The following is a 20410-nucleotide window of genomic DNA, read 5'->3' as shown; positions in this document are numbered from 1 at the left end:
AACGCTAGTCACTCGCCGCATCCTTTATTTCCACCGCCAGCTTATACAGTGTTTTTTTATGGCCACCGGTAATTTTTGCCGCCAACGTCGACGCCTGCTTTACCGATAGCTCATCAAGTAACAGCCTGAGCACACGCTCTTGCTCTGAATGACCAGCCTCTTCCTGTTGCTCATCGACACCGGACACCAACAACACAATCTCTCCGCGCTGCTGATTGCTGTCCGCAGCAACCACCTCTACCAATTCTTCAAGCGGTGCCGACAGGATGGTTTCAAAGGCTTTGGTCAATTCACGAGCCAGTACCACTTCACGGTCGGCACCGAATACCGCCTTCATATCCTGCAATGTATCCAACACCCGGTGAGGGGCTTCGTAAAAAACCATGGTGCGCGATTCTTTAACCAATAGCTCTAATGATTTAACCCGGCCAGCCTGCTTTGCGGGTAGAAACCCTTCAAAGGTAAATCGATTGGTGGGCAACCCCGCAGCGGATAACGCGGCCACAGCGGCACAAGGCCCTGGAATGGGATGTACCGCAATACCCTGCTGTCGTGCCTGATGCACAATACGGTAGCCCGGATCGGATATCAGTGGCGTGCCAGCATCAGACACTAAAGCCACCGTTTGGCCGTTTTGTAAGGCCTGCAATAAGCTATCCACTTTGGCACCACCGCTGTGGTCATGGTAGGTCACCAGCGGTTTGTCGATGTTAAAGTGATCCAGCAAACGGCGACTGTGGCGAGTATCTTCCGCTGCCACCAAATCCGCTGATTGAAGCACCTCCACACCCCGAGGTACCATATCGCCCAGATTGCCGATAGGCGTCGCCACTATATACAGTTCACCTGCCATTGAAGGTTCCCATGAGGTTTATGTTCTCCCAGATTGTTCACGACTCACCAGGCAAAAAGCACAAGCCCTCGAGACGTAGGGCAATGATCGCAGTCATGACAGTAAGCCTGATTATGAGTGGCTGCTTTTCGCAACCCAACAAGCCAGGTGGGCAAGAATACCGAACCGGGGAAGCACAAGTACAGCGCGCTAATGAGTTATTACAACGGGCTGCCAGTGCTAACTCAACACAGCGCCAGTCTTTGTTTTTGGACGCAGCCGAACTGCTGGCCAACGGGGGTCAATTCAGTGATGCCCAGAGGGTACTGTCTGAAGTAGAACCCGGCGTATTAACGCTGCAGCCACTGGCTCGATACAGCCTGCTGAGTGCAGAGCTGGCTCTGAACGAAGATAATTTTTTCAGCGCTCGCCATCACCTCACTCACCCGGCCCTGGAACGTATGTGGCGCGACTTGCCGGTAGAGTTTCAACAGCGCTGGCATCGCCACCGAGCAACGGTGTTTGCCATTCTTGGGGAAGAACAACGCAGTGTGGAAGAGTATGTGGCACTCAGCAACAGCATTGCAGACCCTGCAGAAATCAGCAAAATCCACCAACAACTGTGGCAATTACTGACCCTGATTCCGCAACTGGATTTGCAAAAATTGGCCGTTGGGGAAAAACAACAGGTGCTAAAAGGCTGGTACCAACTGGCGCAAATCAGTCGCAGCAACCAGGGAGATATTGAAGGGCTGCAACGGGCCATTGATAACTGGCAGCGAAATTGGGCCTGGCACCCTGGTGCACTCTACCCCCCAGCAAGCCTGAATGACATTCGCACTATTGCTAACCGTTTGCCGCAAAAACTGGCCTTGTTGCTACCCATGAGCGGCAGCAAGGAACTTGCCGACGCGGGCAATACCATACGTGATGGTTTTATGGCCGCCTATTACGAAGTTCTGGCAAAAGGCAACACTCCCCCAGCGATTCATGTGTACGACACATCCGCTGACCCGGATATACAAGCCCTGTACCGCCAGGCCATCGACGATGGCGCCGAGATGGTGATTGGCCCGCTCACTAAAAACAACGTCGCCCAGCTCAACCAAATGGGCGAGCTGCCCGTGCCCACACTCTCACTCACCTACCTGCAAGACCCGCTGGCGGTTGGCGCCGGTGGTTTGGTGCAGTTTGGTCTTTCTGCCAGCAGTGAAGCCCGCCAGGCTGCCGACCGTGCCTGGCTTGAAGGCCACCGCCGGGCACTGGCCATTGTGCCGAATACACCACTGGGTGAACGCACTCTGGCTGCTTTTCAGGAGCAATGGCAGAGCCACGGCGGCGAACTGGTGGAGATTCTCAATTACCGCCGCGGACAGGTGGACTTTAAAGAGGCGGTTAAAAACGCTCTGTTGATTAACCAGAGCCAGCAGCGCACCAACCGATTGGCCAATGTGCTCGGCAAGCGCCTCAAATCAGAACCCCTACACCGCCGCGACGATTTGGACATGGTGTTCCTGTTTTCATTTCCAGAAGAAGGCCGTCAGATCAAGCCCATGCTGGATTTCTTCCACGCAGATAACCTGCCGGTGTATGCCACTTCGCAAATATACGACGGCAAGCCTCAGGCCAGTAAGAACCGCGACCTCGACGACGTGCGCTTTTCCATCATGCCTTGGGCCCTACCCGGCACTATTGCGGAAAGCCGCATCCCTAAAGCCAATTTTGTCGCCAACTTTTTTGCCCTGGGGCAAGACGCTTACCGCATCCACCAGGCCATACTGCAAATGCAACTGCTACCGGAAACCCAACTGTTTGGCAGCACTGGCAACCTCAGCCTGAATGTAGCCACACAACAGGTTGAACGGCGCCAACCCTGGGCAGAGTTTCGCGCTGGGAAAGTGCGGCGAGCGCGATTGCCCGACCAACCATTGTAAAAAGACACTCACCATGGACGGTAAGCGAGCAGAACAATTGGCAGCTCAATACCTTGCTCGGGCGGGGTTAACCATCATCGAACGCAACTATCGTTGTCGCGGTGGTGAGATTGATCTCATTGCCAATGATGGTGAGCAACTGGTGTTTGTGGAGGTGCGCTATCGCCAACAAGATCACTTCGGCAGCGCTGCGGAATCCATTAACTACCATAAGCAAAAGCGCCTCACAAAAACTGCACTCCACTACCTGCAAAAACGGCAGTTAGCAGAAACAGCGAGCTGTCGATTTGATACCATATGCATTTCACCCAAAAGTGGCACCAGCAAGCTGTGGACTCGGTGGCCGCCCGGCTACCAGATCCAGTGGCTGCGCAACGCCTTTAATGCCACAAGCTGATGTAGCACATTTAGAATAGTCATCCATGGAACAACGGGTCATTGAGCTGTTTCATCGCAGCATCGAAGCAAAAATGAGTGTTGGCGAAGCACTGGCGCCCAAGCTGGTCGCTGCCAGTGAGCGTTGTGTTGCCCAACTATTGGCCGGTGGCAAGCTGTTGTGTGCAGGCAATGGCACCGGTGCTTCACTGGCCAGTACACTGTGTCAAAACCTGATGCACCCCTGTCGTCTGGAACGACCTGGATTTTCCGCTATCTGCCTGACAGCAGACAGCGGCCTGCTCAGTGGCATTGGCGACCAGCACAACTTTAGTGAAATATTCAGCCTGCAAGTGCGAACTCTTGCGGAGCCGAACGATCTATTGATTTTGTTCAGCAGCGGTGAAGACCCGGCCAACCTGACCCAGGCCATTCACGCCGCCCACGACCGCAATATCAATTTGATTGCGTTTACCGGGTCAGGGGACACAAATTTGCGCTCACTGCTGGGGGCCGAAGACCTGAATATCAGCATCGACCAAAGTGATGTGCACCGTATTCAGGAAATACAACTTTTGAGTTTATTCGCCCTGTGCGATTTGATTGATGAACAATTGTTTGGAGGGATTAATTGATGTTGCGAGCATTAACAGCAACACTATTCGCTGCCTGCCTGGCAGTGACCACTGGCTGTACCACCATCGTCGATGCCGTCACCACAAAACCGATTGAACCGGACCCCAATGAAACCGCCATTGGGACCGACCTCAACGATCTGCAAATCGAAGTGTCCGTGGGTGTAAACATTAAGAAAGCCCACAAAGAGCTGGATAGAGCCCACGTTAACGTACACGCTCACAACGGCATTGTACTGCTCACCGGTGAGGTGCCCAGCGCTGACTTACGCACTCTGGCGGGGGACACTGCGCGCAAATTTCGTGGTGTTCGTCAGGTTCACAATGAACTGCAAATTTCTGGCAAGTCTTCGTTGCTGGCACGCACTACTGACACCTGGTTAACCACCAAAGTACGCAGCAAATTTATTCTGGAAAAAAACTTTAAAGGTTCTGATGTCAAAATCATTACTGAGGGCAATGTGGTCTACCTGATGGGCATCGTCAGCCAGGAGCAAGGTCGCAAAGCGGCTAATATTGCCAGCCGTACCGGTGGCGTAAAACGGGTGGTGAAAGTATTTGAATATCACGAATAAAGCGGCGAGCAGTATGCGCTGAACAAAAAACCGAGCTCCACTACAGAGCTCGGTTTTTTTATTTAGCACCCATTGCTAACAGCTCGTAGTAAGCTGCTTGATGGGTTTTACAATTTATCGAGCAGCTTCCTTAACTGAGACACGTGACGGCGACTGACCTGGGGCTTTATATCCAGCCCAGCGAGGCGCACAAAATATTGGCCATCCTGATTGCGCTCCAAGCCTTCGATATGGGGAATGGAAACCAGCGCATTGCGGTGGATACGTTCAAACAAGCCTTCAAATTCAGCTTCCAGGTCTTTCAGGGTTTCGTCCAGCAGGGCTTCACCTTCGGTGTGATACGCAGTCACGTATTTATTGTCCGCCTGGAACAGGCGAATATTGGACACCGGCACCAACTCCACCCCGCGGCGATTTTTAGAGCTCACATGGGCCCGACGGCCAGACAAACCTGGCACCTGCTCCAGTTCATCCAATTGGGCTTTATTAAGCCGCCTGGCACGGGAAATTGCTTGCTCCAGATCAGGCTGTTTTACCGGTTTCAGTAAATATCCCACCGCCTGTGATGAGAACGCCTGCACCGCGTAATCGTCGTAAGCGGTACAAAAGATAACCGCTGGCGGGGGATCAAATTCAGCCATATGTTGTGCCGCCGCCAGGCCATCCATACCGGGCATACGCACATCCAGTAAAATCACATCCGGTGACACCATACGCGCCAGCTCAATGGCATCACTGCCGGAGCCTGCCTGGCCAACCACTTCGCAGCATTCAATCATTGATGTCATTCTGGCCAGGCGCTCCCGCGCCAGAGGCTCATCATCGACTATCAGGACTTTCATGGTTATTCCCCCAAACCAGCTTGTTGTTTTTTATACTTCTGCCATGGAATCAATAATTGGATAGCTGATGGTTGTAATGTAGCAATTATCGCCTTCCTGCGCAGTAACTGTAGCACTGTTGCCAAAGTGTGCCTCCAGACGACGGCGAATATTGGTCAACGCTATTCGACTGCCACGATGGCTTTCCATAATTGGCGAGCGGGGATTATTGACTTCGAAAGTCAATCGATCTCCCTCTCGCTGCAGAGATATTTTAATGGTGCCGCCCCCCGGCAATAACTGGATGCCATGATAGATAGCATTCTCCAGCACCGGTTGTAGCGCCAGCGAAGGGATTCGGACCCCCTCACCATAGTCACCGATCTGCCATTCCACGTTGAGCCGGTCTCCCAACCGCAAACCCTCAAGGGAAAGGTAGCGGCGGCACAAACTCAACTCATCTCGCAGTGGCACCAAGGTATGGAATTCACTGAGCGCGCAACGAAACAGGTCCGACAGATCTTCCACCACCCGCTCTGCCTTATCCGGGTCAGAGCCAATCAACGAGGCGATCATGTTCATACTGTTAAACAAAAAATGCGGACGAATACGAGACTGCAGTGCCTGAATACGAGATTCCAACTCGGCTTTCTGCTGCAGGCGCAGCTGCTGCTGCAAGTAAAGGTAACGCAGCAGGATACCTGCCGGAATAATGGTAACAACCGCAATATCCACCAACTGCAAACCGTCGATGCCGTTACCGATACCCAAAAGTCCGGTCAACCACATCAGAAGCACACTGCATACCAGAGCCACCAGTACAATAGCCACCAAGCTGGCGATGGCGGCCATACGCAAGCCCCAGCGAGCGAACAGGGTACGGGTTTTACAAAGAACAACCGCGCTGAGAAGAGATATCCACAGCGCTAGCATGGATACTTTGCCAAGTTCAATCCAATCAAAGCCAGCAACACCACTGCCAGCAATAACAATCAAGATTGCCAATAACTCGGTAATAACAATAACTGACAACAGACCTTCGCCGCCTCTGCACAAATTGGGCAGCAGGGCATCCGGTGTCGGTGGGGGCAAGTGGCCCTCGAATTCGTCCAGATCCATAACATCCAGTCAGAAAGTATTTTTATTGCTGTTTTCGGGGATGCAATGCGCAGTATCTCACCGATTGCTGAGTATCAACGGAATTTGGGCGCCGGACAATGGTAATAGAGTATGAATTTTAGGGAAATAAGCACGAATTGTGGTGAACGTGCAGGAGAATAGAGATTTGTTAAGGTCGAAAGTGGTTATACCAACTCATCCACAAACTTACTGAGCAATTGATCGGCGTTGCGCACCACCTCAATCGAGGCTTTATAGGCCAGTTCATTCTGGCGCAAATCCACCAGCTCCTCAGCCACATTTACCGACGATTGCGGCTGCGGGGCTTCGTTGTTGTCAGTACGACGATTCTCAGTCACCGCTACACTGGCAATATTTTCAGCGTTTTGCTCCAACCTTTGTTGGCTGTTTTGAATGCCTTGCAAACCGGCATTAAACGCAGAATTGATCTCCATAGAGCACCTAAAAAAAGTTATTGATAGTCAGTGTAGAGCTCCCACCGGGGAAAAACCTCGACCTTTTCACATTTTTACCCATCATCTCCAAGGTCACACAGTGCGAAATAGCCTTCATTTTTTCGTTGTTGGTGCCGATATACTGGTTCACAACCGTCGAACCCAATAATAAGTAAAGAACTGTGGATCACACTCGACTCAGCGGTATTAACTGGAACCTCACCGAGGACCATAACTTTTTGGCCACCACGGCATTGCGCCTGGGCCAGAGCCTCAACGCCAACCATGTGTTAATTGGCGAGCTTGGTGCTGAAAATACCTGTCATACCCTGGCTTATGTGGTGAATGGGGAAGTGGTCGACAACATTCAATACGACCTGTCAGACACTCCTTGTGCGGACGTGTATTGCGGTGATGTTTGCCTGATTAACGGTAACGTCCAGCAGCAATACCCGGAAGACAGAATTTTGGTGGACTTGGGGGTTCACTCTTATATCGGCGTTCCGTTGGTGTGCAGCGAAGGCAAGGTAATCGGCATACTCAGCGCATTGTTCGACAACGAATTGCCATTGGGCGCAGAAGCCAACATAAAAGCACTATTCCAGATGGCCGCAGAATTAATTACCAGCCACTTGGAACATATTCGCAACCAGCAGCATATGCTGCTCACTGATACGATTCTCGATACCATTGGTGAAGGCATTGCAGTGTGTGATTACAACCGCCACATTATTCACACCAATCCGGCGTTCAGTCGCCTCACCGGGTACAGCGCAGAAGAGCTAAAAGGCCAGCCAACCAGTCTGTTGCGCAGCGACTACCACAGCATCGAATACTACGAAAGCATTTACAAAGCCATCCACGAGAAAGGCGTCTGGACCGGAGAGGTCTGGGGCAAAAACAAACGCGGTGAGCTGGTTCCCACTTGGCAAACCAATACGTTCTTAAAGAACCTGCAGGGAGACGTTGAGTACTACGTTATCCTGGCCTCTGACATCAGCGACCGCAAAGCGGCAGAACAGAAAATCCGCTTCCAAGCCAACTACGACCCAGTCACCCAACTCCCCAACCGCCACCTATTTCTCAGTCGTTTAAACGACGCCATCCAGTTGAGTAAACGCAACGACAAACACTGCGCGGTGCTGTTCCTCGACCTGGATATGTTCAAAACCGTCAACGACTCTCTGGGGCACCAGGCAGGTGATCAGCTATTGCGACTGGTGGCCAAACGACTCACCAAACAATTGCGCGAAACCGACACCGTCGCCCGCTTGGGAGGCGATGAATTCACGGTTATCGTCAACAATTTGGAAAATCCGGAACACGCTGAAGTCATCGCGGAAAAGTTGCTTGAGCAGCTGGCGCAACCGCTGGAATTAAACCAGCACCCGGTCAGTATTACGGGCAGCGTCGGCATCGCGGTTTACCCCCAGGACGGTGACAATCCCGAAAAGCTGCTTAGCTACGCCGACCAAGCCATGTACAGCGCCAAAGGGCTTGGCAAAAACTGCTACAGTTTTTTCACACCCACGATGCAGCAACAAGCGGAACGTCGGCTGGTGCTCAAACACCAATTGGAAGAAGCCCTGGCAGAACAAGCCATTAGTGTCGCCTATCAACCGATCATCAACATCGAAAATGGTCAGGTAGAGAAATTTGAAGCGCTGGCCCGGTGGGAGCATCAGGGGCGCTTTGTGTCACCGGTGGAGTTTATTCCGGTGGCGGAAGAATTCGGCATGATTCCCAAGATCGGCGAACAAATACTGGAGAAAAGCTGCCAGCTGCTAAAGCAATTGCACCTCGCGGGGTTTGATCACTTACAGTTCGCCATTAACCGCTCTGCCAAAGAGTTTCCACGCGCAGGGGAGGCAGAGCCCAACTGGCTGGATGTTCTGCAGCACCACCAGTTGCCCCCGCGAGCTATCTGTTTTGAAGTCACCGAAAGTATCCTGGCACCAGATAACCTGGATCAAAAGCGTTACTTCAACAAGTTGAAAAACGCCGGTACCCAGATAGCCATCGACGACTTTGGCACCGGCTATTCATCTCTCAGTTATCTGCGCAAATTCCCCATCGATATTTTGAAAATCGACCGTTCTTTTATCTCGGAATTCACCACTCAGGAAGACGACTTTACGTTGGTATCCACCATTATCGCTATGGCAAAAAGTCTTAACATCAAAGTGGTGGCGGAGGGAGTCGAAGAGCAGGCCCAACTGGATAAGCTTATCGACTTGGGTTGCAACTATGCTCAGGGGTACTATTTTTCCAAACCTATCGGTGCAGAGCAGGTGTTGCCCTACCTGCAAAAATGGCAGCAGCAGGCACCAGCAGCAACCACAGCATCTGTGGGATAACGCCTAAAAATCCAGGGCCACGTTTTCCCCTGCCTGCTCCGTGCATACTCGGGCCATCAATTCCTGCAGAGTCTCCCGAGTGGTTGTGCAAATCCACTGTTTCGACTCATAAGTAAAGTGATATCCCCCAGAACGCGCGGCCACCCATATTTGCGCCACTGCGGTTTGCCGGGACACAATCACCACCGAGCCATTGGCCTCCATGGTGAGCGTCAGTACCCCATTGTTACCCTCGTAATCGATATCTACACCACTGGCGTCCACCGCCTCCTCAATATCAATCATCAGCTGGTCGGCAATCTGGGTGAATTCGCTTTCGTTCATGGCGTAGTGAATCTCGATAAGGTCTTGTTTTAAAGGACGAAGTATACGTGCCGGCCTATGGCCGGTATACTCCATTCATTATCAATTTTTGCACGATACAAACAACATGAACCGTTTTACACCATGTCGGCTGCTGATTGCGGCATTGCTGCTTATCAGCCTGGGAAGCGTGGGTTGTGGGAATAAGGGGCCATTAAAGCCACCACCGTCAACCAACGCCGTTTCTATCCCGTAATCAACAGAGCCGACCCATGGACCACTTTAATTCCCACAATGGCCAGCTGCATGGCGAGCAAGTGCCGTTGGCAGACATTGCTGAACAATACGGTACGCCCACCTACGTTTACAGCAGGGCGACCCTGACACGCCACTTTCAGGCTTACCAAAAGAACCTGGCGGATCGAGATCACCTGATTTGCTACGCCGTAAAAGCCAACTCCAATCTCGCTGTACTCAACGTGCTGGCGCGTCTGGGCGCGGGTTTTGATATTGTTTCCGGCGGCGAGCTGGAGCGAGTGATTCACGCCGGAGGCGACCCAGCCAAAGTCGTGTTTTCCGGTGTTGGCAAACAAGCTCACGAAATGGCTCGCGCCCTGCAACTGGGTATCCACTGCTTTAATGTGGAATCTCAGGCAGAACTGGAAACACTCAATCAGGTAGCTGGCGAACTGGGCTGTGTAGCACCAGTTTCACTGCGGGTAAATCCGGATGTGGACGCTGGTACTCATCCGTATATTTCTACCGGCCTCAAAGAAAACAAGTTCGGCATTGACATCCGTTCCGCCAAAGCCGTCTACCGCCTCGCCCATGCCCTGCCTCATCTGCAGGTGATTGGGGTGGATTGCCACATCGGCTCGCAACTGACGGAGTCCACTCCGTTTGTGGATGCTCTGCAACGAGTTCTGCTGTTGATCGATGAATTAGCTGCAGAAGGCATTGTGTTGCAACACCTAGACATTGGCGGCGGCTTGGGAGTCACTTACCGCGACGAGAAACCACCGCATCCCGATCAGTACATGGCCGATTTGCTGCCCTACCTGGAAGGTCGCAACCTGAAGTTGATTGTAGAACCGGGCCGCTCCATCGCTGCAAACGCCGGCGTGCTACTGACACGAGTGGATGTGTTAAAGCTGGCCGAGCATAAAAACTTTGCCGTTGTGGACGCCGCCATGAACGATATGCTGCGCCCAGCTCTGTATCAGGCATGGATGAACGTAGAGCCGGTGACGCCAAACGCCGAACTCCCCAACCGCAGTTACGATGTGGTTGGCCCAGTGTGTGAAACCGGGGATTTTCTCGCCAAAGATCGGGAGCTGGCCATCGAGCCGGGCAGTCTGTTGTGCCTGCGGGGCGCTGGTGCCTACGGTTTTACCATGAGCTCAAACTACAACAGCCGCTGCCGCGCTGCCGAGGTGATGGTGGATGGCGACCAAATGCATTTGGTGCGCCGTCGGGAAACATTTGAAGACCTGATTCGCGGAGAATGTTTGATTAGCGAGGACGGCAACCACAGTGGCTAACTCGCGCACCAACAGCCGAACCAATGCCCGCAAGAGCCTTGTTCACTTCAGCAAAATGCACGGCCTGGGCAACGATTTTGTGGTGATTGACGCAGTCACTCAACCCTTTGCCATGTGCAGCAACAAAGCACGCAAACTGGCAGACCGCAATTTCGGCGTCGGCTGCGACCAAATTCTGCTGGTAGAACCACCCAGCCAGCCGGATATGGACTTTCGCTACCGTATTTTTAATGCCGACGGCAGTGAAGTGGAACAGTGTGGCAACGGTGCCCGCTGCTTTGCCAAGTTTGTTCGCGATCGTAAACTCACTGGCAAGCGCGTATTGCAAGTAGAAACCTGCAATGGCGCCATCGAATTACACTGCGAGGCCAACAACCAATATCGTGTGGACATGGGCGTCCCTGAACTGGCACCAGAAAAAATTCCTTTTCAGTCAGAAGCCCAAGCCAGTAACTACAGTTTATCGGTAGCCGGTCGACAACTGACTATCGGCGCGGTTTCCATGGGCAACCCCCATGCGGTTTGCGTAGTAGACGATGTATCAACAGCACCGGTTGAAGAACTGGGGCCTCTCATCGAAAGCCACCCCCAGTTTCCCCGGCGGGTTAACGCGGGCTTTATGGAGGTGGTGAACCGCAGCCAGATTAACCTGCGGGTGTACGAGCGCGGTGCCGGAGAAACTCTGGCCTGTGGTAGTGGCGCCTGTGCAGCGGTTGTTGCGGGTCGTATACAGGGTCTGCTGGACGAACAGGTTACGGTGAACCTGCCCGGCGGCAACTTACAAATCCAGTGGCCAGGTGAAGGCCAAAGTGTCACAATGACCGGGCCAGCATCCACGGTGTATCAAGGGCGTATAAGAATATGACAGCCGACAACTCCTCCCCTGCCAACATCGATGACGCCACTATCAAGGCGTATCTGCAAAATAACCCCGGCTTTTTTGAAAACCACCCGGACTTGCTGGAACTGATCCAGCTGCCCCACGAAAGTGGTCGCGCGGTCTCCCTGGTAGAGCGCCAAGTCGCCGTGCTGCGAGAGCGCAATATGGAGATGCGTCAGCGCCTCAATAATCTGTTGGAAGCAGCGCGCACCAACGATAAGTTGTTTGAAAAAACCAAGCGCCTGGTGCTCAACCTGTTGGATTCCCGTGACATCAACAGCCTGGTGGACACCCTTTACGAAAGCCTGGGCAACGACTACCAACTGCAATATTTCAGCTTGGTACTGCTTACCGATACCACTCGCCTGCCGGACAACCCTGCCAAAGTGGTCGGGCTGGAAGAGGCGGAAAATCAAGTGGGCACCCTGCTGCGCAGCAATCGCGCTATCTGCGGCGTACTGCGCCAGGAAGAATTGCATTTTCTGTTTGGCAACAAGGCTGGCGAAATCGGCTCGGTAGCCGCCGTGCCTCTTACCCGCGGTCAAAGCTACGGCATACTGGCCATTGGCAATTCCGACCCCAACTACTACCGCAGCAGTATGGGCACCCTGTTTTTAAGCTATATTGCCGAAGTACTGAATCGGATACTGCCCAAATTCATCAAATAAATGGCCTGACGTCAGACGTCTAAAAACAGACGCTTGTCGGGCCATGACCCGACGGGAGTGGAAGTTGGCTGAAAGCAAACCATTCGCGCAACAGCTGGATCAGTTCGAGCGCTATTTGCGCTCCGAGCGCAACGCGTCACCACATACGATTGCCAATTATCGCCGCGACCTGAAAAAGCTCCAGGATTATTGCCAGCAAAACCACATCAAGCAGCTGGCTGCGATCACCCCATCAGATATTCGCCTTTGCCTCGGCTTGCTCCATCGCCAAGGGCTCAGTGGGGCCAGCCTGCAACGCTGGCTGTCTTCCAGCCGCAGTTTCTTTAACTTTGCCAGCCGCAAATACGGCCTTACCCTTAATCCCGCCAGTGGTATTCGCGCGCCAAAATCCCCAAAAAAACTGCCTAAGACCATGGATGCGGATCAGACCCAGCAGTATCTAAATATTAACAGCGACGAATGGATCAACTGTCGGGATCTGGCCATGGTGGAATTGTTTTATTCATCCGGGCTGCGCCTGGCCGAACTGGTGGGGCTGGATATTACCCATATCGACATAGGCAATGGCAGTGCCCGGGTATTGGGCAAAGGTCGCAAGGAACGCATCGTACCTATCGGTCGTTACGCCCTGGATGCCCTGAAAACGTGGCTAAAACGACGCCGTGAAGTGGCAATTCAGGATCACCAAGCGCTGTTTATCAGCCAGCGGGGCACACGCATTTCACCCCGCACCGTGCAACAGCGCCTCAAACAATTGAGCGCACAACAGGGCATGGATGGCCGAGTGCACCCACACATGCTGCGCCACTCTTTTGCCAGCCACTTGCTGGAATCCAGTGGCGACTTACGAGCGGTGCAAGAGCTGCTTGGGCACGCCAACATATCCACCACACAGGTTTACACACACCTGGATTTTCAACACTTAGCCAAAGTCTACGACAAGGCTCACCCAAGAGCGCAAAAGCGCCCCAAAAAGTAACCCTTTTGGCTCACCGAATCGTTTAACAGCGAACAACAAACACGGAGCTCGTTTATGAAACCCTTATTCTTCGCCTTGCTTTTGACTCTTCCCATGGTCACTTTGGCAGACCAGTACGACCACCGCCTGATCCACACTAATGGCTACGGGGAAGTCAAAGTCAAACCGGACATCGCCAAGTTATCACTGAGCGTGGAGGCCACCCGAAAAGTGGCTTTGGATGCGAAAGCAGAGGTCGACAAGCGGGTCAACAACCTTTTGGCAGCGCTTAAAAAAGCCGGCATACCGCAAAAAGATGTGATCGCTTCCAGTTTGCGTACCAACCCCCAGTACGAATACAGCAAACTGAGTTCAAAGCGCAGTTTTGTGGGTTACAGTGCTACCCGATCACTCAACGTTACTGTGCGCAAGCTCAACAAACTGACCGATGTGATGGACCTCGCCCTCAAGCACGATATCCAAAGCATCGGTCATATCAGCTATGAATCCTCTGACCCCGACAAGCACATTAACCAAGCGCGCAAGAACGCCATTGAAAACTCCAAGTTAAAGGCCAAATCCCTGGCCAAAGCTTACGGAGCAGAAGTGGGCAATATTGTCAGTATTCAGTATCACAGCCAGCAGGCCAACTACGCACTTTTGGAGCAGGGCGACTACCGTCATAAGGCGCGGTCGGCATTATATGCCTCGTCTGCCTCATCACCGGGCACTTACCTGCCAGACCAAATCACCTTTTCCGATCAGATTCAGGTAACATTTGATTTAATCATCAACAACTAACCCAAGTGGTGAGTGATGGAGCACACCGCCCGCGATGCGATTATCAACAAACCCCAGGTGGGCTTGAGTGCTTGCCTGGCAGGAGATGATGTGCGTTATGACGGCGGCAACAAATACCAACCCTTGATTGACCAGCACCTCAAAGCCCACCTCAACCTAAAGCCCTTCTGCCCGGAAATGGCCGCCAATCTGGGTGTACCACGCCCCCCAGTGCAATTGGTGCAAGTGGAAAACCATACCCTTGCCCTAGGGGTAAAAAGCCGCCAATTGAATGTAACCCAGGCGCTAAACCAAAGCAGTCAAACGTATCTCAAGCAACAGCAAGCACTGCACGGGTTTATTCTGAAAAGTCGTTCGCCCAGTTGCGGCGCGGGTTCAACACCTGTGCACGACAATCTGGGCAACCCGATTACCAAAGGTAACGGCTTGTTTACCGCTCACTTACTGACACAGTTTCCGGGTATACCGGTTGTTGAGGAAGAATGGCTGAATTGCGGGTGGCGCTGCCGATTGTTTGTGGCTTGCTGCCAGCTGGCGCAGTCTCTGTCTGATGGCACCGAAGCAAGTTTGCTTAAGCACACCAACATGAATGCCGATGGGGCGCGGGAAATGTTTGCGAATCTACTGACCCTGACTCAGGGAGAAGCCAGGGATTTTGTGGCGTCGATGACGGCGAATTAAAGCGCGTCTTTGCCGGTTTCACCGGTGCGGATGCGAATCACTTCATCCAGGGAAGAAATAAAAATCTTACCGTCACCTATCTTTCCTGTGGCAGCCGCCTTAGTAATGGCTTCAACTACTTGATCTACCAAGTCCACATCCACAGCAATTTCCAGTTTTACCTTTGGCAGAAAATCCACCACATACTCAGCGCCGCGATACAGCTCGGTATGGCCCTTCTGGCGGCCAAAACCTTTGACTTCAGTAACAGTAATGCCCTGAACACCGATGTCACCCAAAGACTCGCGCACATCGTCCAATTTAAAGGGTTTGATAATCGCGGTAATTAGCTTCACGGTCGTGCCCCGGTGGTATTTTGGAGCCGACAACCATACCCCTGCCCAAGCAGTGTTACAATGCCAAGCAATAACTTTTTTGGATTTAGCGTCATGCAACCCAGTGAACTCTTTGAGCAATTTACCCGCCAGCTAAACAACAACCTTGGCCCCGGCGCCCGCGCTATGGGTGAAGAGATGCAGCAACACATACGCACAGCCATGCAGGCGGCGATTGCCAAGCTGGATTTGGTATCCAGAGAAGAGTTTGATGCCCAACAGGCCGTATTACAGCGCACCCGGCAGCGGCTGGAATTATTGGAACAACAAGTCGCTGAATTGGAAGCGCAGCTTAAACGTTAATTAATTATCCCTAAAGTCTTCAAGGAGGAAGCATGTCACTGGCCACCGTACTCACCCGCGCCCGTTCGGGCATCGATGCGCCGCAAGTTACTGTAGAAGTTCATCTTTCTAATGGCTTACCCAGCCTGAACATTGTTGGCTTGCCAGAAACCGCCGTGCGGGAAAGCAAAGATCGGGTGCGCAGCGCTCTCCTCAACGCCCACTTCGAATTCCCCGCCCGGCGCATCACCATTAATCTGGCCCCCGCTGACTTGCCCAAAGAAGGGGGGCGCTTTGACCTGGCCATCGCCCTAGGCATTCTCGCCGCTTCTGGGCAAGTACCCACTGAAGCTCTGCGAGGCTGTGAATTTCTGGGAGAGCTGTCCTTGTCCGGTGAATTGCGCCCTGTTCATGGGGTGTTGCCAGCTAGCTTGGCCTGCGGCTGCATGAAACGATCCATGATACTGCCTGCAGAAAACGCTGCTGAAGCCGCGCTTAGCTCCACCACAACCGTACTACCAGCAGACCATTTGCTGGCCGTATGCGCCCATTTGCACAGCAACCAACCCTTGCAAGAAGTACCTGCCAGCACAGCCACAATATCCGATAGCAGCGACGCCGACCTGGCAGACGTTATCGGTCAACACCAGGCCAAACGCGCTCTGGAAATTGCCGCCGCGGGATCACACAATCTGCTTTTTACCGGGCCACCAGGTACCGGCAAAACCATGCTCGCCAGTCGCCTACCCGGCATCCTGCCACCCCTGAGTGAACAGGAAGCACTGCAAACTGCCGCGGTTTATTCAGTGGCTGGTAAGGACAGCAACAATCACTTCTTTCGCCGGCCGTTTCGTTGCCCACATCACACCGCTTCAGCAGTGGCTTTGGTGGGCGGTGGCAGCCAGCCGCGTCCGGGAGAAATATCCTTGGCACACAATGGCGTATTGTTTCTGGACGAGCTACCGGAGTTCCCACGAAAAGCATTGGAGGTAATGCGCGAACCACTGGAACGAGGCGAAATTATTATTTCTCGAGCCAATAGCCAAGTCACCTACCCATGCCAATTTCAACTGGTGGCCGCCATGAACCCCTGCCCCTGCGGCTATCTTGGGGACCAACGCTGTCAATGCACACCGGATCAGATTCGCCGCTATACAGGCAAAATTTCCGGCCCGTTACTGGATCGTATCGACCTGCAGGTACAAGTGAACACTCTCTCCCAAGGGCAGCTGACCGAAAACAAAGCTAGTGGGGAGAATAGCGCTACGGTTCGACAGCGAATTATCGCCGCTAGAAAACGTCAGTTGCAACGCAGTGGCAAAGCCAACGCACTACTCACAAACAAAGAATTAAATAACTGCTGCTCCCTGAATCAAGAACAGAGAGACTGGCTGGATAGCGCCATCGAACGCCTGCAACTCTCTGCTCGCGCTTACTATCGCATTTTGAAAGTGGCACGAACGATTGCGGATCTGGAAGCTACCGACCGACTCAGTGATGCCCATTTAGCGGAAGCAGTGGTTTATCGCCTGGATTTAAACAGACACTGAAAAAAGCAAAAACCCTGGATGGGATTGCTACAAACACGATAGGCAAACCCACACAGTAAGGAGAATTCATAGATGTACAAAATCAACCAATCCTCTAACAGTATTCAAAAACTTGAGCAAAAGTCTTTTTCGTCGTTAGGGTTCAGAGAGCGAGAACACTTACAAGAATGGATTGCCAAACAGCCTGATGTATTGGGCGAAGAATTACTGATCATTCAAAAAGAATTCGCTGGCTTTGATGAAACCCAGGAACGCTTGGATTTACTAGCCTTAGACAAACAAGGGTCACTGGCTATTATCGAAAACAAGCTGGATGATTCCGGCCGCGATGTCACCTGGCAGGCGTTGAAGTACGCTTCTTACTGCTCTGGCCTGTCAAAAACAAGCATCACCAAAATCTACCAGCAGTATCTGGACGCGACTGAGCCAGACAGTAATGCCGAAGAGCGAATCTCAGACTTTATGGACGGCCAGGACTTTGAAGAACTGACTTTAAACAAGGGTGTCACACAGCGAATCATCTTAATCGCCGCCAAATTCAGAAAAGAAGTCACCAGCACAGCGATGTGGCTACTGAACTTTAAAGTGCATCTTCAGTGCTTCCGAGCAACCCCTTTTGCCATGGGTGACGACCTGTTTCTGAGTATTGAACAAATTATTCCCACTCAGGATGCCGAAGATTACATGATCGGTATGGCGGAAAAAGCTCAGGACGATATTGACAGCCAGGCCAAACAGAAAACTCGACATATCATAAGAAAAGAGTTTTGGGCGAAGCTAATTCCAGCCATGAACGCAACCAGTTCCAGCCTGTATCAGAACATTAACCCCGGCATTTATCACTGGATTGGGGCTGGCTCTGGTGTCAGCCGCATTAGCTTTAATTTTGTTGTGACAAAAACCTATTGCCAGGCAGAGCTGTACATTGACCGCGGTGACAAAAAGGAAAATGAGTTCATTTTTGATCGCCTTTATGAATCCAAAAATACCATTGAAGCTCAGTTCGGCGACACTCTGGAATGGGAACGATTGGATGAAAAGCGCGGCTGTCGCATTAAGAAAAAATCTGACGGCAATGTATTTGATCGCGACCAATGGGACAGCATGATTGCTTTTATGACCGATGCCATGTGCCGGCTTGAAACCGCCATAAAAACCCCATTGCGAGAGATAAACAATGGCAGATGATATTTATCCAAACAATGCCTTCAAATCATCCAGAGATTTTTTGCCCTTTTCTTTACTTTTCTCCGGGTCATTATCCCCGAACCCTTCGCGTTCGATATCTGCCTGGGGTAGTTCGTCAAGAAAGCGGCTTGGGGTGGTTTCAATAATTTCACCATACTGTTTGCGCTTGCCTGCTAGAGTCATGGTTAGGGTCTGTCGGGCGCGGGTGATGGCCACATAGGCCAGGCGACGCTCTTCTTCGATGTTGTCTTCGTCAATACTGGTGCGATGGGGCAGTAGATCTTCTTCCATGCCAATTACAAACACATGGGGAAATTCCAATCCCTTGGAAGCATGCATAGTCATCAGTTGCACTTTGTCGTCAGCGTCTTCCTCTTCCTGGCGGTCGAGCATATCCCGAAGAATCAGTTTGCTGATGGCACTCTCCAGAGGGTTGGTAGATTCTTCTTCCCGCTCTACAGCATTGGCCAGTTGCTCCACCAAAAACAGTACATTTTTGTAGCGGTTTTCTGCCACCTTGGCGTTACTGGTGTTGTGATGTAGCCAACCTTCGTAATCAATATCGTCGATCATCTCCTTTACAGCTGCCACCGGATCGCTGGATTCCGCATTGCGCTGCACACTGTCCAGCCAGTGTTTAAAGCGCTGCAACCGCTCCAGGCTTTGAGCGGGCAAGCGCTCTTTCAAGCCCAACTCGTCAATGGCATCGTGCATGGAAATATGACGTTCATTGGCATACTCCCCCAACTTTTCCAACGTGGAGGCACCGATCTGACGGCGCGGAGTATTGATAATGCGCAAGAAAGCGTTGTCGTCGTCCGGATTCACCAACAACCGCAAGTAGGCCATGATGTCTTTAATTTCGGTGCGCGCAAAAAACGAAGTGCCACCACTAAGGTGATAGGGAATCCCCGCCGCTTGCAGTTTAAGTTCCAAAATCCGCGACTGGAAATTACCCCGATACAACACCGCAAAGTCTTTAAAGTGGCACTGACGAGACAGCCGCTGCGCGATGATTTCATTGGCCACCCGCTCGCATTCGGTCTCTTCGTTGCCACAGCGAATCAGGCGCATGGGCTCACCAAAGCCCAGCTCGCTCCACAGGGTTTTCTCGTATACGTGGGGGTTGTTGGCGATCAGGCAGTTGGCGGCTTTCAGAATGCGCGCGGTGGAGCGATAGTTTTGTTCCAGCTTAATCAACTTCAGAGTCGGGTAATCCTCCCCCAGCTTCACCAGATTTTCCGGGCGGGCGCCACGCCAGGCATAAATGGACTGGTCGTCGTCCCCTACCACAGTGAGGCCACCGCGATCGCCCACCAATTGTTGCACCAATTGGTACTGGGCCATGTTGGTGTCCTGATATTCATCCACCAGCAGATAGCGAATTTGTCGCTGCCACTTTTGCAATATATCCGGGTGGTCGCGAAACAACTGCGCGGGGATCAAAATCAGGTCATCAAAATCCACCGAGTTGTAGGCCCGCAGCGCCTGGGTGTAGCGCTGATAAAGCATCGCCAGGGTTTGTTCTCCGGGGCTCTGGGCTTTTGACATCGCCATCTGCGGGCACAGCAGACTGTTCTTCCAGTCAGAGATTTGATGCTGCACCAAATCCACATGATCGCCATCCAGCTGGGATTCTCGCAGCATCAAATCCTTGAGCAGCGCTTTGGTATCCTCCTGGTCGAGAATGGAAAAGCCGCTTTTAAAGCCGAGCGTGCGTATTTCCCGGCGGATAATATTGAGCCCTAAATTATGGAAGGTAGACACCGTCAGACCATGACTGGCTTTGCCCTGCACCAGCTTGCCTACTCGCTCTTTCATCTCCCGCGCCGCCTTGTTGGTAAAGGTAACCGCGGCGATATGGCGGGCGTTGTAGCCGCATTGCTCAATCAGATAGGCAATCTTGCGGGTAATCACACTGGTTTTGCCGGAGCCCGCCCCGGCCAATACCAGCAGCGGGCCATCGATATAGTGCACGGCTTTGTGTTGTTGGGGATTGAGTTGGGTCACCAAAACTTCCAGGTACAAACGGACAAATGTGGGCAGGCATTTTAACACCGCCCGACCACGTCCGTGGGTAT

General features: G+C 52.4%; 21 protein-coding genes. 14 read left to right on the top strand and 7 right to left on the bottom strand.

Features of this window, described 5'->3' with window-relative positions; translation table 11 throughout:
- Positions 1-4 precede the first annotated feature (4 nt).
- Positions 5-853 carry a 16S rRNA (cytidine(1402)-2'-O)-methyltransferase gene (rsmI, locus tag KFE80_12490; protein ID UTW45168.1) on the bottom strand — a complete coding sequence of 283 codons (849 nt, stop codon included), beginning with the start codon at positions 851-853 and terminating at the stop codon, positions 5-7.
- Positions 854-948: 95 nt separating this feature from the next.
- Here rsmI and KFE80_12485 point away from each other — a divergent pair, with 95 nt between their 5' ends.
- From KFE80_12485 to KFE80_12470, 4 genes are read left to right on the top strand one after another with little or no spacing between them, the layout of a single operon-like run.
- Complete coding sequence (locus KFE80_12485; GenBank protein UTW45167.1) at positions 949-2766, top strand: penicillin-binding protein activator; 1818 nt, start codon at positions 949-951, stop codon at positions 2764-2766.
- Positions 2767-2779: 13 nt separating this feature from the next.
- On the top strand, positions 2780-3163 hold the full coding sequence (locus KFE80_12480; GenBank protein ID UTW45166.1) for a YraN family protein: 384 nt from the start codon (positions 2780-2782) through the stop codon (positions 3161-3163).
- A gap of 25 nt (positions 3164-3188) precedes the next feature.
- Positions 3189-3776: an SIS domain-containing protein gene (locus KFE80_12475; protein UTW45165.1), complete on the top strand. Its 588-nt coding sequence runs from the start codon at positions 3189-3191 to the stop codon at positions 3774-3776.
- Positions 3776-4351 carry a BON domain-containing protein gene (locus tag KFE80_12470; GenBank protein UTW45164.1) on the top strand — a complete coding sequence of 192 codons (576 nt, stop codon included), beginning with the start codon at positions 3776-3778 and terminating at the stop codon, positions 4349-4351. Before KFE80_12475 ends, KFE80_12470 begins: the two co-directional genes overlap by 1 nt.
- Before the next feature lie 107 nt (positions 4352-4458).
- Here the strand turns inward: KFE80_12470 and KFE80_12465 are convergent, their stop codons facing one another.
- The 3 genes from KFE80_12465 to KFE80_12455 all read right to left on the bottom strand — a co-directional run bounded on the left by KFE80_12465 (position 4459) and on the right by KFE80_12455 (position 6746).
- On the bottom strand, positions 4459-5193 hold the full coding sequence (locus KFE80_12465; GenBank protein ID UTW45163.1) for a response regulator transcription factor: 735 nt from the start codon (positions 5191-5193) through the stop codon (positions 4459-4461).
- Positions 5194-5223: 30 nt separating this feature from the next.
- A complete protein-coding gene (locus KFE80_12460) occupies positions 5224-6291 on the bottom strand; it encodes a histidine kinase (protein UTW45162.1) in 1068 nt (355 codons plus the stop codon).
- Between the two features lie 185 nt (positions 6292-6476).
- Positions 6477-6746, bottom strand: coding sequence for a hypothetical protein (locus KFE80_12455; protein UTW45161.1), 270 nt, complete (start codon positions 6744-6746; stop codon positions 6477-6479).
- A gap of 182 nt (positions 6747-6928) precedes the next feature.
- Between KFE80_12455 and KFE80_12450 the strand changes: the two genes are divergently transcribed.
- Positions 6929-9103, top strand: coding sequence for an EAL domain-containing protein (locus tag KFE80_12450; GenBank protein ID UTW45160.1), 2175 nt, complete (start codon positions 6929-6931; stop codon positions 9101-9103).
- A 3-nt stretch (positions 9104-9106) separates the two neighbouring features.
- Here the strand turns inward: KFE80_12450 and cyaY are convergent, their stop codons facing one another.
- Positions 9107-9427, bottom strand: a complete 321-nt coding sequence (cyaY, locus tag KFE80_12445; GenBank protein ID UTW45159.1) for an iron donor protein CyaY — start codon at positions 9425-9427, stop codon at positions 9107-9109.
- A 251-nt stretch (positions 9428-9678) separates the two neighbouring features.
- Between cyaY and lysA the strand changes: the two genes are divergently transcribed.
- The 6 genes from lysA to KFE80_12415 are packed head-to-tail and all read left to right on the top strand — an operon-like array spanning position 9679 to position 14935.
- The gene (gene lysA / locus KFE80_12440) at positions 9679-10947 is read left to right on the top strand and encodes a diaminopimelate decarboxylase (GenBank protein ID UTW45158.1); all 1269 of its coding nucleotides are present in this window, start codon (positions 9679-9681) and stop codon (positions 10945-10947) included.
- Positions 10948-11002: 55 nt separating this feature from the next.
- Positions 11003-11812: a diaminopimelate epimerase gene (dapF, locus tag KFE80_12435; GenBank protein UTW46726.1), complete on the top strand. Its 810-nt coding sequence runs from the start codon at positions 11003-11005 to the stop codon at positions 11810-11812.
- On the top strand, positions 11809-12495 hold the full coding sequence (locus KFE80_12430) for a DUF484 family protein (protein ID UTW45157.1): 687 nt from the start codon (positions 11809-11811) through the stop codon (positions 12493-12495). The genes dapF and KFE80_12430 overlap by 4 nt, the downstream gene beginning before the upstream one ends.
- Positions 12496-12538: 43 nt before the next feature.
- The gene (gene xerC / locus KFE80_12425) at positions 12539-13474 is read left to right on the top strand and encodes a tyrosine recombinase XerC (protein UTW45156.1); all 936 of its coding nucleotides are present in this window, start codon (positions 12539-12541) and stop codon (positions 13472-13474) included.
- A gap of 54 nt (positions 13475-13528) precedes the next feature.
- Complete coding sequence (locus KFE80_12420; protein ID UTW45155.1) at positions 13529-14254, top strand: SIMPL domain-containing protein; 726 nt, start codon at positions 13529-13531, stop codon at positions 14252-14254.
- A 15-nt stretch (positions 14255-14269) separates the two neighbouring features.
- Positions 14270-14935, top strand: coding sequence for a DUF523 domain-containing protein (locus KFE80_12415; protein UTW45154.1), 666 nt, complete (start codon positions 14270-14272; stop codon positions 14933-14935).
- On the opposite strand, the gene KFE80_12410 is transcribed toward KFE80_12415, so the two are convergent.
- Complete coding sequence (locus tag KFE80_12410) at positions 14932-15270, bottom strand: P-II family nitrogen regulator (protein UTW45153.1); 339 nt, start codon at positions 15268-15270, stop codon at positions 14932-14934. The two genes, KFE80_12415 and KFE80_12410, sit on opposite strands and share 4 nt — an antisense overlap.
- Before the next feature lie 60 nt (positions 15271-15330).
- Here KFE80_12410 and KFE80_12405 point away from each other — a divergent pair, with 60 nt between their 5' ends.
- The 3 genes from KFE80_12405 to KFE80_12395 all read left to right on the top strand — a co-directional run bounded on the left by KFE80_12405 (position 15331) and on the right by KFE80_12395 (position 18329).
- Positions 15331-15612, top strand: a complete 282-nt coding sequence (locus tag KFE80_12405) for an accessory factor UbiK family protein (protein UTW45152.1) — start codon at positions 15331-15333, stop codon at positions 15610-15612.
- A gap of 32 nt (positions 15613-15644) precedes the next feature.
- On the top strand, positions 15645-17141 hold the full coding sequence (locus KFE80_12400) for a YifB family Mg chelatase-like AAA ATPase (protein UTW45151.1): 1497 nt from the start codon (positions 15645-15647) through the stop codon (positions 17139-17141).
- A 72-nt stretch (positions 17142-17213) separates the two neighbouring features.
- The gene (locus tag KFE80_12395; protein ID UTW45150.1) at positions 17214-18329 is read left to right on the top strand and encodes a DUF4268 domain-containing protein; all 1116 of its coding nucleotides are present in this window, start codon (positions 17214-17216) and stop codon (positions 18327-18329) included.
- Positions 18330-18332: 3 nt separating this feature from the next.
- Here the strand turns inward: KFE80_12395 and rep are convergent, their stop codons facing one another.
- On the bottom strand, positions 18333-20339 hold the full coding sequence (gene rep / locus KFE80_12390; GenBank protein ID UTW45149.1) for a DNA helicase Rep: 2007 nt from the start codon (positions 20337-20339) through the stop codon (positions 18333-18335).
- Positions 20340-20410 lie beyond the last annotated feature (71 nt).

The sequence above is a fragment of the bacterium SCSIO 12696 genome, assembly GCA_024397955.1.
Lineage (GTDB): Bacteria > Pseudomonadota > Gammaproteobacteria > Pseudomonadales > Porticoccaceae > SCSIO-12696.
This window is presented reverse-complemented; position numbering and strand designations above follow the sequence as displayed.

Excerpts from the sequence above, each read along its gene's own strand:
- rsmI (UTW45168.1), bottom strand. The coding sequence starts at position 853 with ATGGCAGGTGAACTGTATATAGTGGCGACGCCTATCGGCAATCTGGGC.
- KFE80_12485 (UTW45167.1), top strand. The coding sequence starts at position 949 with ATGACAGTAAGCCTGATTATGAGTGGCTGCTTTTCGCAACCCAACAAG.
- KFE80_12480 (UTW45166.1), top strand. The coding sequence starts at position 2,780 with ATGGACGGTAAGCGAGCAGAACAATTGGCAGCTCAATACCTTGCTCGG.
- KFE80_12475 (UTW45165.1), top strand. The coding sequence starts at position 3,189 with ATGGAACAACGGGTCATTGAGCTGTTTCATCGCAGCATCGAAGCAAAA.
- KFE80_12470 (UTW45164.1), top strand. The coding sequence starts at position 3,776 with ATGTTGCGAGCATTAACAGCAACACTATTCGCTGCCTGCCTGGCAGTG.
- KFE80_12465 (UTW45163.1), bottom strand. The coding sequence starts at position 5,193 with ATGAAAGTCCTGATAGTCGATGATGAGCCTCTGGCGCGGGAGCGCCTG.
- KFE80_12460 (UTW45162.1), bottom strand. The coding sequence starts at position 6,291 with ATGGATCTGGACGAATTCGAGGGCCACTTGCCCCCACCGACACCGGAT.
- KFE80_12455 (UTW45161.1), bottom strand. The coding sequence starts at position 6,746 with ATGGAGATCAATTCTGCGTTTAATGCCGGTTTGCAAGGCATTCAAAAC.
- cyaY (UTW45159.1), bottom strand. The coding sequence starts at position 9,427 with ATGAACGAAAGCGAATTCACCCAGATTGCCGACCAGCTGATGATTGAT.
- lysA (UTW45158.1), top strand. The coding sequence starts at position 9,679 with ATGGACCACTTTAATTCCCACAATGGCCAGCTGCATGGCGAGCAAGTG.
- dapF (UTW46726.1), top strand. The coding sequence starts at position 11,003 with ATGCACGGCCTGGGCAACGATTTTGTGGTGATTGACGCAGTCACTCAA.
- KFE80_12430 (UTW45157.1), top strand. The coding sequence starts at position 11,809 with ATGACAGCCGACAACTCCTCCCCTGCCAACATCGATGACGCCACTATC.
- xerC (UTW45156.1), top strand. The coding sequence starts at position 12,539 with ATGACCCGACGGGAGTGGAAGTTGGCTGAAAGCAAACCATTCGCGCAA.
- KFE80_12420 (UTW45155.1), top strand. The coding sequence starts at position 13,529 with ATGAAACCCTTATTCTTCGCCTTGCTTTTGACTCTTCCCATGGTCACT.
- KFE80_12415 (UTW45154.1), top strand. The coding sequence starts at position 14,270 with ATGGAGCACACCGCCCGCGATGCGATTATCAACAAACCCCAGGTGGGC.
- KFE80_12405 (UTW45152.1), top strand. The coding sequence starts at position 15,331 with ATGCCAAGCAATAACTTTTTTGGATTTAGCGTCATGCAACCCAGTGAA.
- KFE80_12400 (UTW45151.1), top strand. The coding sequence starts at position 15,645 with ATGTCACTGGCCACCGTACTCACCCGCGCCCGTTCGGGCATCGATGCG.
- KFE80_12395 (UTW45150.1), top strand. The coding sequence starts at position 17,214 with ATGTACAAAATCAACCAATCCTCTAACAGTATTCAAAAACTTGAGCAA.